The sequence below is a fragment of the Xanthomonas hortorum genome (assembly GCF_040279205.1).
In the GTDB taxonomy this organism is placed as follows: domain Bacteria; phylum Pseudomonadota; class Gammaproteobacteria; order Xanthomonadales; family Xanthomonadaceae; genus Xanthomonas; species Xanthomonas hortorum_F.
Genome location: NZ_JBEOLS010000002.1, coordinates 22,859 through 38,315 on the forward strand (window position 1 = coordinate 22,859; position 15,457 = coordinate 38,315).

Annotated in this window: 14 protein-coding genes; 9 read left to right on the top strand and 5 right to left on the bottom strand. The window is 65.0% G+C overall.

Features of this window, described 5'->3' with window-relative positions; translation table 11 throughout:
* The first annotated feature begins 65 nt into the window (after positions 1-65).
* Positions 66-626 carry an adenine phosphoribosyltransferase gene (locus tag ABS769_RS01020; RefSeq protein ID WP_317062500.1) on the top strand — a complete coding sequence of 187 codons (561 nt, stop codon included), beginning with the start codon at positions 66-68 and terminating at the stop codon, positions 624-626.
* A gap of 148 nt (positions 627-774) precedes the next feature.
* Here the strand turns inward: ABS769_RS01020 and dbpA are convergent, their stop codons facing one another.
* Positions 775-2,151, bottom strand: a complete 1,377-nt coding sequence (dbpA, locus tag ABS769_RS01025; protein WP_006452773.1) for an ATP-dependent RNA helicase DbpA — start codon at positions 2,149-2,151, stop codon at positions 775-777.
* Positions 2,152-2,251: 100 nt separating this feature from the next.
* Here dbpA and ABS769_RS01030 point away from each other — a divergent pair, with 100 nt between their 5' ends.
* Entirely contained in the window at positions 2,252-4,147 is a 1,896-nt protein-coding gene (locus ABS769_RS01030) for an ATP-binding cassette domain-containing protein (protein ID WP_176339819.1), read from the top strand.
* 518 nt (positions 4,148-4,665) lie between these two features.
* On the opposite strand, the gene ABS769_RS01035 is transcribed toward ABS769_RS01030, so the two are convergent.
* On the bottom strand, positions 4,666-5,091 hold the full coding sequence (locus ABS769_RS01035; protein WP_317062501.1) for a barstar family protein: 426 nt from the start codon (positions 5,089-5,091) through the stop codon (positions 4,666-4,668).
* Entirely contained in the window at positions 5,088-5,537 is a 450-nt protein-coding gene (locus ABS769_RS01040) for a ribonuclease (protein WP_317062502.1), read from the bottom strand. Before ABS769_RS01040 ends, ABS769_RS01035 begins: the two co-directional genes overlap by 4 nt.
* 265 nt (positions 5,538-5,802) lie before the next feature.
* On the opposite strand from ABS769_RS01040, the gene ABS769_RS01045 reads away from it, so the two are divergent.
* A complete protein-coding gene (locus tag ABS769_RS01045; protein WP_016904847.1) occupies positions 5,803-6,414 on the top strand; it encodes a superoxide dismutase in 612 nt (203 codons plus the stop codon).
* Positions 6,415-6,587: 173 nt separating this feature from the next.
* Here the strand turns inward: ABS769_RS01045 and ABS769_RS01050 are convergent, their stop codons facing one another.
* Positions 6,588-7,421: an inositol monophosphatase family protein gene (locus ABS769_RS01050; RefSeq protein ID WP_006450337.1), complete on the bottom strand. Its 834-nt coding sequence runs from the start codon at positions 7,419-7,421 to the stop codon at positions 6,588-6,590.
* 117 nt (positions 7,422-7,538) lie between these two features.
* Here ABS769_RS01050 and ABS769_RS01055 point away from each other — a divergent pair, with 117 nt between their 5' ends.
* From ABS769_RS01055 to ABS769_RS01065, 3 genes are read left to right on the top strand one after another with little or no spacing between them, the layout of a single operon-like run.
* Positions 7,539-8,306, top strand: a complete 768-nt coding sequence (locus tag ABS769_RS01055) for an RNA methyltransferase (protein WP_006450336.1) — start codon at positions 7,539-7,541, stop codon at positions 8,304-8,306.
* A gap of 50 nt (positions 8,307-8,356) precedes the next feature.
* Positions 8,357-9,286: a phosphate/phosphite/phosphonate ABC transporter substrate-binding protein gene (locus ABS769_RS01060; RefSeq protein ID WP_317062505.1), complete on the top strand. Its 930-nt coding sequence runs from the start codon at positions 8,357-8,359 to the stop codon at positions 9,284-9,286.
* The gene (locus tag ABS769_RS01065) at positions 9,283-11,400 is read left to right on the top strand and encodes a putative bifunctional diguanylate cyclase/phosphodiesterase (protein WP_317062506.1); all 2,118 of its coding nucleotides are present in this window, start codon (positions 9,283-9,285) and stop codon (positions 11,398-11,400) included. The genes ABS769_RS01060 and ABS769_RS01065 overlap by 4 nt, the downstream gene beginning before the upstream one ends.
* Positions 11,401-11,539: 139 nt before the next feature.
* On the opposite strand, the gene epmB is transcribed toward ABS769_RS01065, so the two are convergent.
* Positions 11,540-12,568, bottom strand: a complete 1,029-nt coding sequence (gene epmB / locus ABS769_RS01070) for an EF-P beta-lysylation protein EpmB (protein WP_317062507.1) — start codon at positions 12,566-12,568, stop codon at positions 11,540-11,542.
* A 103-nt stretch (positions 12,569-12,671) separates the two neighbouring features.
* Between epmB and efp the strand changes: the two genes are divergently transcribed.
* The 3 genes from efp to ABS769_RS01085 are packed head-to-tail and all read left to right on the top strand — an operon-like array spanning position 12,672 to position 15,448.
* Positions 12,672-13,238 (top strand): elongation factor P, encoded by a 567-nt coding sequence (gene efp, locus ABS769_RS01075; protein ID WP_006450332.1) that lies wholly within the window; start codon positions 12,672-12,674, stop codon positions 13,236-13,238.
* Positions 13,239-13,294: 56 nt separating this feature from the next.
* Positions 13,295-14,092 (top strand): hypothetical protein, encoded by a 798-nt coding sequence (locus ABS769_RS01080; protein WP_430544181.1) that lies wholly within the window; start codon positions 13,295-13,297, stop codon positions 14,090-14,092.
* Between the two features lie 18 nt (positions 14,093-14,110).
* Entirely contained in the window at positions 14,111-15,448 is a 1,338-nt protein-coding gene (locus ABS769_RS01085; protein ID WP_317062509.1) for a TRZ/ATZ family hydrolase, read from the top strand.
* The last annotated feature ends 9 nt before the right edge of the window (positions 15,449-15,457 follow it).

Consider the following 15,457-nt stretch of genomic DNA (forward strand, 5'->3'; position numbering starts at 1 on the left):
GCGTCATGCTTCCACGCAGCCTAGAATGGGGTGATCCCCACCGGCTTTGATGCCCCACCGCCACCATGACTGACTGCACCCGCTGCGCCGGCACTAATTCTTCCGGACCCAACCATTGGGCTGAACGGATCCGCGATATCACCGACTTTCCCAAGCCGGGCATCGTCTTCAAGGACATCACCCCGCTGCTGTCGGACGGCCCGGACTTTGCCTCGGCGCTGGACGAAATGGCGCAGCCCTGGCGCACCACGCCGCTGGACGCGGTCCTGGGCATCGAGGCGCGTGGTTTCATTCTGGGCGCGGCGCTGGCGCGCGAACTGCGCACGGGTTTTGTGCCGGTGCGCAAGCCAGGCAAGCTGCCCGGACGGACGTTGGTCCAGGAATACGCGCTGGAATACGGCACCGATCGCATCGAAATGCACGAGGACGCGTTGCCGCGTGGCGCGCGCGTGTTGATCGTCGATGACGTGCTCGCCACCGGCGGCACGCTGCGCGCGGCGCTGGGGCTTGCTGCACAGCTGGAACTGGAAATCGTCGGTGCGGCGGTGCTGGTCGAGTTGCTGGCGCTGCAGGGCCGCAGCAAGTGGGCCGATGACGTGCCGTTGCTGGCCACGTTGAGCTACTGATTCACACGGCTTGCTGATCGAGCGGCTTGCCGATCGATCGTCTGGCGACATGGATGCGCGAGAATGCGCATCCCTGTAGATGGTGCGGCAGGCGCTTCAGCACCTCCGCTTGATCGTATGGCCGGCAGGGTGCCTGCCAGGCGGCTGATTACAGCTTGCTGACCCGAAACCGGCGTCCCTTGATCTTGCCCGCATGCAGATGCGCCAGTGCCTTGGCAACGTGCGCGCGGGCGATGGCGACATAGGAGCGGGTGGGGTAGATGGCGATCTTGCCGATCGCCGCGCCCGAGAGTCCTGCTTCGCCGGTCAACGCGCCGAGAATGTCGCCGGCACGCAGCTTGTCGGTCTTGCCGCCGTCGATGCGCAAGGTGGTCATGGCCGCCTGCGGCAGCTGCGCCGGGCGCGCGGTGGCCAACGGTGCACGCGACCACTTCAGCGGCTGGCCTTGTTCGGCTTCCAGTGCCTGTGCGCGCCCTGTTTCGCGTGAGGCCACCAGGCTGAGTGCCAGCCCACGCTTGCCGGCGCGCGCGGTGCGGCCGATGCGGTGGCGGTAGGTTTCGGTATCGGTGGGCAGCTCGTAATTGACCACTGCCGCAAGGTCTTCCACGTCCAGCCCGCGGGCGGCCACATCGCTGGCCACCAACACGTTGCAGCTGCGGTTGACGAAGCGCACCAGCACTTCATCGCGGTCGCGCTGCTCCATGTCGCCATGCAGGGCCAGCGCAGAGAAGCCGAACTCCTGCAGCGAACCGGCCACTTCGTCCACTTCCTTGCGGGTATTGCAGAACACCACGCTGGATTCGGGATTGAAGCGCAGCAGCAGCCCGGCGACGGCTTTCTGTCGATAGGTCGGGTCGACCTCGAAGAATTGCTGGTCGATTTCCGGCGCGTTATCGGCGCCTTCGACGGTGATTTCGATCGGGTCCTTCAGGATCTCGCGCGCCAGCGTGCGGATGATGTCCGGGAAGGTGGCCGAAAACAGCAGGCTCTGACGGTGTTTGTCGCAGCGGCTGGCGATCTCGCGGATGGGTTCTTCGAAGCCCATGTCGAGCATGCGGTCGGCCTCGTCCAGCACCAGCGTGCGTACGCCACCCAGATGCAGTGCGCGCTTGCGGGCCAGTTCCTGGATGCGTCCGGGCGTGCCGACCACCACTTGCGGGTCGTGCGCTTCCAGCGAGGCCAGTTGCGGGCCCAGCGGCATGCCGCCGGTCAGTACCACCAGTTTCATGTTCGGAATGCCGGTGGCCAGCTTGCGCAGCTGCTTGCCGACCTGATCGGCCAGCTCGCGGGTAGGGCATAGCACCAGCGCCTGCGCGCGGGTCAGCGCAGGGTCGAGCTTTTGCAGCAGGCCCAGCCCGAAGGCAGCGGTCTTGCCGCTACCGGTCGGCGCCTGGGCGATGACATCGAGCCCTTGCAGGATCGGCGGCAGGCTTTGCGCCTGGATGGGAGTGAGTACGGTGTAGCCAAGGGCGTCGATGCCGGGGGCCAGGGCCGGCGACAGCGGCAGCGCGGAGAATTCGTTCATGGCGCATTTTAGCGGGAATCGGGAGTGGGGAATGGGGAATTGCAACGGCGAGGGGTTTCCATTCCCGATTCACTATTCCCGATTCCCGTACAATCGGCCCATGCCTTTAATCACTCTGCAAAGCGTCGACTACAGCGTCGGCGGCCCCTTGTTGCTGGAAAAAACCGACCTCACGATCGAGCCGGGCGAGCGTATCGCCCTGATCGGCCGCAACGGCGCCGGCAAATCGACCTTGATGAAATTGATCGCCGGCGAGCTCAAGCCAGACGACGGCGAAGTACGCGTGCAACAGGGCGTGCGCATCGCACGGCTGGAGCAGGAGGTGCCGCAGGGCACCGGCGGCAGCGTGTTCGAGGTGGTGGCCGATGGCCTGGGCGAGCTTGGCCATTGGCTGGCCGAATTCCATCAGCTCAGCCATGCCGAGGTGTTCGATGGCGATGCGTTCGGCAAGGTGCAGGCCAAGATCGATGCGGCCGACGGTTGGGCGCTGGATCAGCGCGTCACCGAGACGCTGACCAAGCTGGAACTGGACGGCGATGCGGAGTTTGCACGCCTGTCCGGCGGCATGAAGCGTCGTGTGCTGCTGGCGCGCTCGCTGGTGTCTTCGCCGGACGTGCTGCTGCTGGACGAGCCGACCAACCATCTGGATATCGAAGCCATCGATTGGCTGGAGTCGTTCCTGAAAGGCTGGAACGGCAGCGTGCTGTTCGTGACCCATGACCGGCGCTTCTTGCGTGCGTTGGCCACGCGCATCGTCGAAATCGATCGCGGCCAGGTCACCAGCTGGCCGGGCGACTGGGCCAATTACGAGCGCCGTCGCGAGGAACGACTCAATGCGCAGGCGCAGGAGAATGCGCGTTTCGACAAGATGCTGGCGCAGGAAGAAATCTGGATCCGGCAAGGTATCAAGGCGCGTCGGACCCGCGACGAAGGTCGTGTGCGGCGTCTGGAATCGATGCGCAACGAACGTGGCCAGCGCCGCGATCTGAGCGGCAATGTGCGCATGGAAGTCTCGCAGGGCGAGTCGTCCGGCAAGAAGGTGATCGAGACCAAGGAGGTCGGCTTCGCGTTCGGCGCACGCACGATGGTCAAGGATTTTTCGACCATCATCCAGCGTGGCGACCGCATCGGTCTGATCGGCCCCAACGGCAGCGGCAAGACCACCTTGCTCAAGCTGTTGCTGGGCGATCTGCAGGCGCAGCAGGGCGAAATCCGCATCGGCACCAATCTTCAGATTGCGTATTTCGATCAGTACCGCTCCACGTTGCGCGAAGACTGGAGTGCGATCGAAAACGTGGCCGAAGGCCGCGATTTCATCGAGATCAACGGCAAGCGCAAGCATGTGCATGCGTATCTGCAGGACTTCTTGTTCACCCCGGAGCGCGCCCGCGCGCCGATCACACGTCTCTCCGGTGGCGAACGCAATCGCCTGCTGCTGGCGCGGCTGTTTGCGCAGCCGTCCAACCTGCTTGTGATGGACGAACCGACCAACGATCTGGACGTGGAAACGCTGGAGCTGCTGGAAGAGCTGCTAGGCGAATACACCGGCACCTTGTTGCTGGTCAGCCATGACCGCGACTTCCTCGACAACGTGGTGACCTCCACCTTGGTGATGGAAGGCGAGGGCTTGGTCGGCGATTACGTTGGTGGTTACAGCGATTCGCTGCGTCAGCGCCGCACCCCGGCGCCCAACGCGATGGCGGTTGCCAAGGCATCGGCGACGGCGGCTGCGACTACGCCAGCGGCGCCTGCTGCCGCACCGGCGGAAGCTGCGCCCAAGCGCAAGCTCAGCTACAAGGATGCGCGCGAACTGGAGCAGTTGCCGGCCTTGATCGACAGCCTGGAGCAACAGGTCGCAGCGCTCACCAATGCGATGAACGACCCGGCCTTCTATCAGCGCGACAGCGCAGCGATGGCCGCGCATACCGCCGCGCTGGGCGATGCACAGGCGCAGCTGGATGCGGCGTTCGCGCGCTGGAGCGAACTGGATAGTTGATAGCTCAACCGGCGTACGACTGCGTGCCGGTCTTTGGTTTTTAGGCGCGGCAAACAAGCATCGCGAGCTGATAGATGACTTGTAGAGCGGCTGATCTGCGGGTTTGCTGCAGGGTCCTTGCCCGCCCACCATCGCGGGACACGCCGCAAGTACGTCCATGTAGGCTCTTACGCGGCATCCATGCCGCGTAAGGTCCCGCGACGGTAGGCGGGCAAGGACCAGTCGAGATGGTCGGTGTGCATGCTTTTGAACAAGGCAACCTATTAACTGTCTGGTGCGGTGTCCTCACCGATTGCGGGACCGTGTGGCGGCATGGATGCCGCCACCGAGCCTCCAGGGACGGATTCACGGCGTGTCCCGCGGGCGGTGAGGGCACCGCGCACTCGACTAACCAGGCTTTTGATTCGCATCTAGATTTCGCTGCCATTTCCGACAGTGCGTCATTCGCCAACGAAGGCGAGTGCGGCCAACACGTTGCCGCCATCGCTACAGCGTTCGAGAGGGTTTGTTAGCCGCTCTCAGTCGCAAGCACTCGCGGGCGCCACAAATGCTGCAAATGTGAGCCCGCGAGCGGCCCAGGCAGTGGCGGCTTCATCGAAAATATCCAGCAAGGTGTTGCGATCGTTCGGTGCAGTGCGCGCGAGTGCGTCTGCGCCGTTGATCAACAGCGCATAGCCATGTGCTGCGGGGAGCCAGGCCAGGTCGCGCAAGGCATCGGAGAGCGCGTCCCAGTTGCGACCGAAGCTGGCCGGGAAATCCAGTTGGGTGGCCAGGCGCATCAGCAACATGTGCTTGTCGCTGCAACTGGCCAGATCCACACGCAGGATGTGCAGGCCGGCGTCGCGGGCGAGCGCGGCCATGGTGTCCAGATCGTCGGTGTCGGCTTGATAGACGCCTGATTGTTGCGGATCGGACAGGTCCAGTGCGAAGTCGCCTGCGCTCATGGCGCCTGCTCCTGCGTGGGGCCTTTGAACGATTTGAAGCTCTGGTAATGATCGTCGCTGTAGTACCAAGCTTGCGGCGGCGTGCCGCCAGTGACGATGCGGCGTGCGCCGCGGTCAGGGCTGCCGGGCGTCTCCACGGTGTACTCGTGGTAGTAGCCGCGCTCGCGCTCGGGCAGGCGTTGTTCGCGATTGCCGAATACGCTGCCGTCTTGCGCATGCGGGAACGGCCCGCCGCGCTGGATCAACGTGATCGTGGCCATTGCTTCGGGTGGTAGAAAACCCGGAAGACCCTGCTGCCGAGGCGTCTGTTCGGGCGGCGCTGTCGCGGCGATCGGCGCGTTGAGCTGTGGTGCGAACTGCGGCTTGGGCGTCTGCATCACGCGCATGCCCCATAAGCCGGCGACAAGCAGCACGATGGCGACGATCAACAAAGCGGGCTTGCGCATGAAGACGATCCGGAAACGAATGTGGAGACGGCAGATCAAGTATGCCGTTGCGCGACTGTGTCGACTTTGAACGCCGCGGCATGTGTACGCCTGCGCGATTCACGCCCAAGTAACCGGGGCATGGTGCAAGGTGTGCAGCGAACACGACGCGGTGTGCGATGGGATGAAGTTTCCCTGCCAGCACTCTTGGTAAGCGCCGCCGCCGTCCCTACTATTTATCCCGCAACGCCCGGTCTTCGCCGGGCGGCAAGTTCAGGAGACACGCATGGCTTACACCCTTCCGCAGTTGCCCTACGCCTACGACGCGCTGGAACCGAATATCGATGCGCAGACGATGGAGATCCATCACACCAAGCATCACCAGACCTACATCAACAACGTCAATGCGGCGCTGGAAGGGACGGAGTATGCGGACCTGCCGGTCGAAGAGTTGGTGTCCAAGCTGAAGAGCCTGCCGGAAAACCTGCAGGGCCCGGTGCGCAACAACGGTGGTGGCCACGCCAACCATTCGCTGTTCTGGACCGTGCTGTCGCCCAATGGCGGCGGCGAGCCCAAGGGCGAGGTCGCCAAGGCGATCGACAAGGACATCGGTGGTTTCGAGAAGTTCAAGGAAGCCTTCACCAAGGCTGCCGTCAGCCGCTTCGGCTCGGGCTGGGCGTGGTTGAGCGTGACCCCGGACAAGAAGCTGGTGGTCGAAAGCACCGCCAACCAGGACAGCCCGCTGTTCGAAGGCAACACCCCGATCCTGGGCCTGGACGTGTGGGAACACGCGTACTACCTGAAGTATCAGAACCGTCGCCCGGAATACATCGGCGCGTTCTATAACGCGGTGAACTGGGAAGAAGTCGAGCGCCGCTACCACGCTGCGATCGCCTGAGTTCTGCAGTGGCGCTGTAACAACAGCGCCATCAACGAAGAAGGCCGGGAGCGATCCAGGCCTTCTTCGTTTGCTGCGGTCTGTCGTGTAGGAGCGACCTTGGTCGCAAAGAGGCGTTCCCTGGGAAAGCTTCATCGCGCGCAAGCGCGCTCCTACGATTGCCGGAGCGCTGATCAGAACTTGGCGTCGAACTCGCGCGCGTAGCCGGTGTTGACGATGACCTTCTGCAGCGCATCGCTGATCTTGATGTTGCCGGCCACGATCTGCTGCGTTTCCGGGCCCATGTTGTCCATGCGCGGCGGGGTGGCGCCCTTGTAGTCGCAGACCCGGCCACCGGCTTCGCGTACCAGCAGCACGCCGGCGGCGATGTCCCAGGCTTTGACGCCAGCTTCGAAATACGCATCGGCGCGGCCGCAGGCCACATAGGCCAGATCCAGCGCGGCAGAACCGGTGCGACGCACATCTTCGGCCTGCACCAGCAGCGCATCGACGCACTTCAGCTGCGCACTGATGCGTGCACGCTCGCGCGGCGGGAAGCCCGTGTGGACCATCGCGCCCTCCAGGTCCTTGCGTTCGGCAATGCGGATGCGGCGGTCGTTGAGCACCGCGCCGGCACCGCGGCTGGCGGTGAACAGCTCGTTGCGCAGCGGGTCGAAGATCACCGCATCGGTGGGCTCGCCGTTTTCCACCAGCGCGATCGACACGCAGTAATGCGGAAAGCCGCGCAGATAGTTGCTGGTGCCATCCAACGGGTCGATGACCCAGGTGTAACGGCCACTCTTGCCGCCCTGCACGCCGCCTTCTTCGCCGAACACGGCGTACTCGGGGTAGCCGCGCTTGAGTTCCTTGATGATGACCTTCTCGGCATCGGCATCGACTTCGCTGGCGTAATCCATGCGGCCCTTCTGCACCACATTGAGCGAGTCGAGCTTGTTGATACCGCGCAACAGCACATTGCCGGCGAGGCGGGCGGCTTTGACCATGACGGTGACGGCGGGTTTCTGCATGGTTAAAGCTCCCGTGAAGGCAGAATTGAAGAATTGGCGAAGGTAAAAGAGCGGTCCGGCACGAAACCGGTCGCGCAGTTTACCATCTACGACCGAACAGCTCCCCAATCTCCGTTCATGTCCGTCAGTCAGCGCATCCGTTTTGTTCTTGTCGGTACCCAGCATCCAGGCAACATCGGCGCCGCCGCGCGCGCGATGAAGACGATGGGGATCTCGCGTCTGGTGCTGGTCGCCCCCGAGCGCGCCCTCGACGAAGACGCCTACCGGCGCTCTGCCGGTGCCGAGGACGTGCTCGGCGATGCACCGGTCTTCGCCACGCTGGGCGAGGCGGTGGCCGATTGCACGCTGGTGATCGGCTGCACCGCGCGCGCGCGCCGGGTGGCGTTGGAAGAGTTGCTGCCGGACGCCGGCGCACGCCGTGCCCTGGCCAAGGCCGGCGAGCCGGCGGAAGTGGCGATCGTGTTCGGCCGCGAGCGCACCGGGCTGACCAACGACGAGTTGCAGCTCTGCCACGCGGCCGTGCATATCCCGTCCGACCCGGCTTTCAGTTCGCTCAACCTGGCCGCCGCAGTACAGGTGCTTGCCTATGAAGTGCGGTTGGCACAGTTGGAAGCGGGCCAGGCGGAACCGGCGCCGGCAGCCACCACCGGCGCACTGCGCGAAGGCCCCGCCAGTCACGCGCAACTGGAAGGCATGTTTGCCCAGTTGGGCGAGACGCTGGACGACATCGATTTCCACAAGGGCCGCGCGCCGGAGTCGGCGATGCGCAAGCTGCGGCGGCTGTTGTTGCGCACCGAAATGAGCGAGCAGGAGGTGCGCTTGCTGCGCGGCATCCTGTCCGATGCCCAGCGCATGGCCATGCTGGCAAAGCGGGCCGGAAACTGACGTCTGTCACATCTTGAGAGATTCGGCTAGGCTGTCGGCGGCTCTAGGGAGTGTCCCGTTTGCGCGGTCTACGATGGTGTCTGATTGCCTGTTGGCTGCTCGCTGGGGCGGGCTTTGCCGTGACGGCGGCGGCAGCGCCTTCTTCGGTCCTGGTGCTTGGCCGGATCAGCGACGATCCCGCCACCCATTACGAGCAACTCAAGCCCTTGCTGGATTACGTGGTGCCGCGCATGCGCGAGGTCGGCATCCGCCGTGGCGAAATCCTGATGGCGCCGGATGCGCGGCAGATGTCCAGCTACCTGCGCCGTGGCCGGGTCGATTGGGTCAGCGAAACCACCGGTGCGGCAATGCTGCTGGAACAGCGCGGCGGTGCGCATCCGTTGGTGATGACCGAGCGCGGCGGTATGCGCGAGTTCCACACCGTGTTCTTCGTGCGCCGCGACAGCCCGATCCAGTCGCTCAAGCAACTGCGCGGGCACACTCTTGCGTTGCAGAACGCCTCGTCCACCAGTGGCTATCTGCTGCCGATGCTGGAGTTGCTGCGCAACGGCATCGCCTGCGATGTGCTGTTGTCGCCGGACGATATCCAGGTGCCGGGGTCGGTCGGTTATTTGATGGTCGGTACGAAATTGAACGTGGCCGCATTCGTGCACAAGCGCCTGATCGATGCGGGCGCTTTCAGCAATGCCGATTGGGACGACGAACGCCACTTGCCGGCGACCTTCAAGCGCGACTTCCGCATCGTGCACCGCAGTGCGCCGGTGCCGCGTGCGGTGGAGATGGTGCGTACCGGGCTGGACCCGGCGGTGGAGCGGCAGTTGCGCATCGTCTTGCTGCAGGCCGCGTCCGACCCGCAAGCCGGCCCGGCATTGAAGCGCTTTTTTGGCACCACCGCATTCCATCCTCTGGATGACAACAGCCGCCGACGCCTGAATGCGTTGAGCGCCGGTGTGCAACGTGTCAGGGACCAGGTGGAATGACTCAGGTGCGCTTTGGTTTGCAGGCACGTTTTCTGTTGGTGATGGCGCTGACGCTGCTGCTGGTCGGCGCGATTCTGGCCTCGTTGTTGCAACGCCAGAGCGCGATGCAGCGCGAGGTGCGCGGGCTCAGTGCACAGATTCTGCACGAGCTGTTCGATCGCAGCCTGCGCTCGCGTGGCGAAACACTGGCCACCGAGCTGGCGGCCGGCCTGGCCAATCCGCTGTACTACTCCGACCTGGGAGCGGTGGGTGCACTGGTGCGCAACGCCTCGCGTCAGCAGGTGGTGAGTTACGTGCTGGTGTTCGACCGACGTGGCCGGCTGGTGCACGACGGCACGCCGACGCTGCAGCGCTACGGTCAGACGATGAACGACCCGCTGGCGGCCAAGGCGGCCAGCGCGCGCACCATGCTGCTGCAATCCTCGCCTGAGGTGCTGGATGTGACGGTGCCGATCAAGATCGGCGACCAGCGCATCGGCGGCGTGCGCGTGGGCATGTCGCGCGAGCGGGTGCGCAAGATCGAGTCCGGCGCGAATCTGACCCTGGTGCAAAACCTCAACGCGATCGGCAAGCGCGATCTTGGCTGGCTACTGGTGCTGCTGGCGGCATTGGTCGCATTGGGTGTGTTGCTGGCCATCTACGTGCAGCGCACGCTGGTGGCGCCGGTGCGCTTGCTGGCTGCAGCGGCCAAGCAGATCGAGCGCGGCGATTACGCAGTGCAACTGCCGCCGCATCCGCGTAACGACGAAATCGGCGAGTTGATGTCCGCGTTCGGGCGCATGAGCGAAAGCATCGCCCGGCACGATCGCGAAGTGCGCCACATGGCCTATACCGACGCGTTGACCGGGCTGACCAACCGGCTGGGCTTTCGCGAAGGCCTGGACCATCTGCTCAATACCGCGCGCAGCACCGACAGCAAGCTGGCGCTGCTGTTTGCCGATATCGACGACTTCAAACGCGTCAACGACACACTTGGGCACGAGGCCGGCGATGAGGCGCTGCTGCAGTTCGCCAGCCGCATCAGCCGTGCGGTGGGCGCCCTGGGTGGCGACGATGCGATTCTGGCGCGCTTCGGCGGCGACGAGTTCGTGATCCTGCTGCAGAGCGGCGATGTCACGCTGCTGGCCGCCCAGCTCGCAGACCGGCTGGTGCACGAGTTGAGCCGGCCGTTGAATGTGCAGGGCCGCGAGGTGTTCCTGGGCACCTCGATCGGCATCACGTTGTTCCCGGACGATGCCAACGACGCCACCGCGCTGTTGAAGAACGGCGACATCGCGATGTACCAGGCCAAGGTTGCCGGCAAGAATTGCCATCGTTTCTATAGCCGCGCCGCTGATCATGCAGTCGAACGCCGTGTGCATATGGAGCATGAGCTGCGCGGGGCGTGGGAGCGCGACGAGCTGCGCCTGGTCTATCAACCGATCTACCGCACCATCGACCGTGTGCTGGTCGGTGTGGAGGTGTTGTTGCGCTGGCAGCACCCGGCCCTCGGCACGATTCCGCCGTCCACCTTCATCGATATCGCCGAGCAGAGCGGCCTGATCGAAGTGATCGGCCCCAGGGTGCTGCGCGCGGCCTGCCTGGAGGCGGCTCAGTGGCCGGTGGTGGGCGATGGCTTGTTCATCTCGGTCAACGTCTCACCGCGTCAGTTGCGCAGTGGCGACCTGATCGACACTGTGGCCGAGTGCCTGGCCGAATCCGGCTTGCCGGCCGCGCGCCTGCATCTGGAACTGACCGAAACCGCAGTGATCGGCGACGAAATGATGGCCGCCAGCCTGCTCGATCAGTTGCACCGCACCGGGGTGAAGGTGTGGCTGGACGACTTCGGTACCGGGTTCTCCGGTTTGAGCCATCTGCGCCAGGTGCCGGTGGACGGGGTCAAGATCGACAAGAGTTTCATTGCCGACCTGCAGCGCGACCCGGACGATCTGGCGCTGACCACCGCCATCATCGGCATGGCGCATTCGCTGGGCATCACGGTGGTGGCCGAGGGGATCGAGCAGGAAGCGCAATTCAATCTATTGCGCGATCGCGGCTGCGACCTGGGCCAGGGCTACTGGTTCAGCAGGCCGCTGAGCCCGGCCGATTTGGTCAAGCTGATCGCGGCGGGGTGAGTGGCGTGCGTAGGTTGGTTTAACGTGCCGTGGCGCGGTGCGTAGGAGCGTGCCTGCGCGCGATGGGGCGTTACCGGGAAGGCTTCATCGCGCCCAAGGGCGCTCCTACGTTGCACGCCAGCGTCCACTGCGGTCGTGATTACAGCGGCCGCTTTCCGGTATCGCCAGGAATCTCGCGCACCAGGCGCGGCACCAGATAACCCGACAGACGCGTTGCCAGTTCGGTATGCAGGGCGCGCGCCTGCGCATCGTCGACTTCGAAGTGTGCAACCCCGGCAACCCGGTCGAGCTGGTGCAGGTAATACGGCAGCACGCCGGCGGCGAAGCTGCGTTCGCTCAAGGCGGCCAGCGCGTCCACGCTGTCGTTGACCCCGCGCAGCAGCACGGCCTGGTTGAGCAGTTGCGCGCCGGCCTCGCGCAGAGCACGCATGGCGGCGTCCACGGTGGAATCGAATTCGTTGGCGTGGTTGGCGTGTATCACAAAGGCCACTGGCCAGGGCAGGCTGCGCAGCCAGGCCAGCAGCGGCGCATCGACGCGCTCGGGCAGCACGACCGGCAGCCGGCTATGGATGCGCAGGCGTTTGATGTGCCCGATGGCGGCCAGCGCGTCGGTGAGTTCGGCCAGTTTGCTGGTGGCCAGCGACAGCGGGTCGCCGCCGGACAGCAGCACTTCGTCGATGCCGGGGTCGGCGGCGATCGCGGCCACCGCCTCGCGCCATCCATCGCGCGCGGCGGTTTCCTCGGCGTACGGGAAGTGGCGGCGGAAGCAGTAGCGGCAGTGCACCGCGCAGCTGCCGGTGGCGATCAGCAGGGCGCGGCCGCGGTATTTCTGGATCACACCGTCTGCGGTCTTGGCGGCGCCATCGCCCACCGCATCCAGGCCGAAGCCCGGCACCGGCCGCATTTCGGCATCCAGCGGCAGCACCTGGCGCAGCAATGGGTCGTGCAGGTCGCCACGGCGCATGCGCGCCACGAACGCGCGTGGTACCCGCAGCGGGAACTGGGCGACTGCCTCTGCGCTGATGCCGGCAGCCGCCGCGTCCAGGCCCAGCAGCGCCAGTAGCTCGCGTGGGTCGCGCACGGCATCGCGCCACTGCTGCTGCCAGCGCTGCGGCTGCAGGGTGGGGGGCGGAGATGGCTGTAAGGCGAGGGGGGCTGCGGGTATCATGTGCGGTCACAAAACCAATGCCCGCCGGTTGCGGCGGGCGCCCCATTCTAATCCGACCTGCCACGGCCTGTGGCAGGTCGTGGTCTTATCGAGGAGCTGCACCATGGCCACTGTTGGCATGAACGACGTCAAGAACGGCATGAAGATCCTGGTCAACAACGAGCCGGCGGTCATCACCGAGACCGAATACGTCAAGCCGGGCAAGGGCCAGGCCTTCACCCGCATGAAGTACCGCTTCATCAAGTCCGGTCGCGTGGTCGAAATGACCATGAAGGCGACCGACGACGTGGAAGTGGCCGACGTCGTCGATACCGACATGCGTTACCTGTACAGCGATGGCGAGTACTGGCACTTCATGGACCCGGAAACCTTCGAGCAGGTGCAGACCGACAAGGCCGGCATGGGCGGCGCCGAGAAGTGGCTCAAGGGCGAGGAAGACTGCATCGTGACGTTGTGGAATGGCGCGCCGATCTGGGTGCAGCCGCCGAACTTCGTCGAGCTCAAGATCACCGAGACCGATCCGGGCGTGCGGGGCGATACCTCCGGCGGCGGCGGCAAGCCGGCGACGCTGGAAACCGGCGCGGTGGTGCGCGTGCCGCTGTTCGTCAACCAGGATGAAATCATCAAGGTCGATACGCGCTCGGGCGAATACTCGGCGCGCGTCAAGTAAGCCGGATGCGCCCGGGACGCTGGCCTGGTCGAGCGGTACGCAGTGCCGGTGTCCTGATGGGGCTGTGGGCGGCGCTCGCAGCGTGCCCGGCCTTGGCGCAAGCGGCGGCCGCAACCTGCGGCGCAGGTGACGTGGCCGCCGTTGCGGCCATTGCAACCTCCGGGGTCGTGGGCGGCGCTGCAGCCACGGTACCGGTCGAGCGTGCGGTGGCTCAGACGTGCAAGCCGTGGCCGAACGATGCGGCGATCCGGCTGGCGGCAATCGCATTTGCTGGCGACGCCCAGACCGTGCCTGGCGAGCGCGACATTGAGTTGCGTGTGGCCATGCTCGATGCGGCCAGTGGCAAGGTGCTGGCGTTCTACGCGCAGGAGATGGGTGAGGACGCCGCCTTCGAACTCGATGCAGACAGTTTGCGTCTGGATACCGCGCGCTACGACCTGGCCAAGGGCGTGCGTGCGATCGGCGTGGTAGTACATAGCGCCGCGCAGGGGCCCAGCTGCCCGGATTTTTACAGCAATCAGGCATTGACCTTGCTGGTGCGCGAGGGGCGCAGCTTGCGCCCGGTACTGCAACGCGATCTCTATGCGTGGCAACGTGTGAAAGGCGAGCCGTGCAGTGTGGGGAAAAGCGATGTGATCACCGAAGTCGCCAATCTGAGCCTGAGCATGGCACCGCAGGCACATGCCGGCTATGCGGACATCCTGCTGACAGCCAACGTATCTACCGCGGAAAGCGTAGCTGACAGCGACACCATTACCGAACGCACCCGTCGCGTGCGCCAGGTGCTGCGCTACAACGGCCAGCGCTATGTGGCTGTGGCGGGTGGCGATACCAGCTGGCCGTTCGACAACTAACCCTTTATGGATCCGCTCATGACCAATGCCCCTCCCGAAGCATGCGACCTGTTGATCGAAGCCGGCTACGTGGTGCCGATCGAACCGCATGCGGTGGTGCTCGAAGGCCACGCGGTGGCGGTCAGCAACGGCGCCATCGTGGCGATCCTGCCGATTGCCGAAGCACGCGCACGGTTTGCGCCGAAGCAGACCGTCTCACGCCCGGAGGCAGCGCTGATGCCGGGCCTGGTGAATGCACATACGCATAACCCGATGACGCTGCTGCGCGGCATTGCCGACGATCTGCCGCTGATGGTGTGGCTGCAGCAGCACATCTGGCCGGTGGAAGCGGCGGTGATCGGGCCGGAGTTCGTGGCCGACGGCACCACGCTCGCCATTGCTGAAATGCTGCGTGGCGGCACCACCTGCGTCAACGAAAACTACTTCTTCGCCGATGTGCAGGCGGCGGTCTACAAGCAGCATGGCTTCCGCGCGCTGGTGGGCGCGGTGATCATCGATTTCCCCACCGCGTGGGCCTCGTCGGACGACGAATACTTTGCGCGTGCCGGTGAATTGCACGACCAATGGCGCGACGATCCGCTGATCAGCACCGCGTTTGCGCCGCATGCGCCGTACACGGTGAACGATGCCAACTTCGAGCGTGTGCGCATGCTGGCCGACCAGCTCGACCTGCCGGTGCATCTGCATACGCACGAGACCGCGCAGGAAGTGGCCGATTCGATCAAGCAGTATGGTCAGCGCCCGCTGGCGCGTCTGGATCGATTGGGTCTGGTCAACGACCGCCTGATCGCCGTGCACATGACCCAGCTCACCGAGGCGGAAATCCATCTATGCGCCGAGCGCGGTGTGAGCGTGGTGCATTGCCCGGAATCCAATCTCAAGCTGGCCTCGGGGTTTTGCCCGGCCTGCGCGCTGCAACGTGCCGGCGTGAACCTGGCCATCGGCACCGATGGCTGCGCCAGCAACAACGATCTGGACATGTTCAGCGAGAACCGCACCGCGGCCATTCTGGCCAAAGCGGTGGCCAACGATGCCACTGCGCTGGATGCGGCCACCACCTTGCGTGCGGCCACCCTGGGCGGCGCGCGTGCACTGGGCTTCGGCGACAAGATCGGTTCGATCGAAATCGGCAAGCAGGCCGATCTGGTCTGCGTGGATCTGTCTGCATTGGAGACCCAGCCGCTGCATCATGTGCTGTCGCAACTGATCTATTCGGCCGGCCGCCATCAGGTCACCGATGTGTGGATCGCCGGCAAGCCCAAACTGGTGCAGCGCGAGCTGGTCGACATGGATACCGCTGCCCTGGTCGCCAATGCGCGGCAGTGGCGCGACCGCATCCGCACCGTCCGCGCCTGAGCGCGCGTC

What these genes read in the sequence shown, in the direction of transcription:
- ABS769_RS01080 (WP_430544181.1), top strand. Translation starts at nt 13,295, where the DNA reads ATGGGGCTGTGGGCGGCGCTCGCAGCGTGCCCGGCCTTGGCGCAAGCG.
- ABS769_RS01040 (WP_317062502.1), bottom strand. Translation starts at nt 5,537, where the DNA reads ATGCGCAAGCCCGCTTTGTTGATCGTCGCCATCGTGCTGCTTGTCGCC.
- ABS769_RS01050 (WP_006450337.1), bottom strand. Translation starts at nt 7,421, where the DNA reads ATGCAGAAACCCGCCGTCACCGTCATGGTCAAAGCCGCCCGCCTCGCC.
- ABS769_RS01020 (WP_317062500.1), top strand. Translation starts at nt 66, where the DNA reads ATGACTGACTGCACCCGCTGCGCCGGCACTAATTCTTCCGGACCCAAC.
- epmB (WP_317062507.1), bottom strand. Translation starts at nt 12,568, where the DNA reads ATGATACCCGCAGCCCCCCTCGCCTTACAGCCATCTCCGCCCCCCACC.
- efp (WP_006450332.1), top strand. Translation starts at nt 12,672, where the DNA reads ATGGCCACTGTTGGCATGAACGACGTCAAGAACGGCATGAAGATCCTG.
- ABS769_RS01055 (WP_006450336.1), top strand. Translation starts at nt 7,539, where the DNA reads ATGTCCGTCAGTCAGCGCATCCGTTTTGTTCTTGTCGGTACCCAGCAT.
- ABS769_RS01065 (WP_317062506.1), top strand. Translation starts at nt 9,283, where the DNA reads ATGACTCAGGTGCGCTTTGGTTTGCAGGCACGTTTTCTGTTGGTGATG.
- dbpA (WP_006452773.1), bottom strand. Translation starts at nt 2,151, where the DNA reads ATGAACGAATTCTCCGCGCTGCCGCTGTCGCCGGCCCTGGCCCCCGGC.
- ABS769_RS01035 (WP_317062501.1), bottom strand. Translation starts at nt 5,091, where the DNA reads ATGAGCGCAGGCGACTTCGCACTGGACCTGTCCGATCCGCAACAATCA.
- ABS769_RS01030 (WP_176339819.1), top strand. Translation starts at nt 2,252, where the DNA reads ATGCCTTTAATCACTCTGCAAAGCGTCGACTACAGCGTCGGCGGCCCC.
- ABS769_RS01085 (WP_317062509.1), top strand. Translation starts at nt 14,111, where the DNA reads ATGACCAATGCCCCTCCCGAAGCATGCGACCTGTTGATCGAAGCCGGC.
- ABS769_RS01045 (WP_016904847.1), top strand. Translation starts at nt 5,803, where the DNA reads ATGGCTTACACCCTTCCGCAGTTGCCCTACGCCTACGACGCGCTGGAA.